The sequence below is a fragment of the Mesorhizobium sp. M7A.F.Ca.MR.148.00.0.0 genome, assembly GCF_003997735.1.
In the GTDB taxonomy this organism is placed as follows: domain Bacteria; phylum Pseudomonadota; class Alphaproteobacteria; order Rhizobiales; family Rhizobiaceae; genus Mesorhizobium.
The window spans coordinates 1-265 of record NZ_RZTB01000582.1; the positions used below are offsets into that span (position 1 = coordinate 1).

Annotated in this window: 1 pseudogene; it reads right to left on the reverse strand. The window is 62.3% G+C overall.

The window, feature by feature from the left end:
* Positions 1–66 precede the first annotated feature (66 nt).
* Positions 67–265 (reverse strand): annotated as a pseudogene (locus EOB49_RS35405) (hypothetical protein); the annotation flags it as partial.

A 265-nucleotide genomic window follows, 5' to 3' on the forward strand; every position in this document is an offset into this window, starting at 1 on the left:
CACCCCTCATCCGACCTCGCTTCGCGAGGCCACCTTCTCCCACAGGGGGAGAAGGCCAGTGCGGCGCTAGAGAAAACCAATGAACCGTCCGGCGAAAAGCACTGATGTCCACAGCAGTATCGAGAGCACAGCCAGGATGGCGCTGCCGGCCGGCTCGCCACCGCCTGTTGCGCGGCGAAAGCGCAGGAAGGCGAAAAAATTGACGCCGGCGAGAAGGATGAGTGCCATCTTGGCGAGGAAGATCGGCATCGCCGCATAGGTGTTC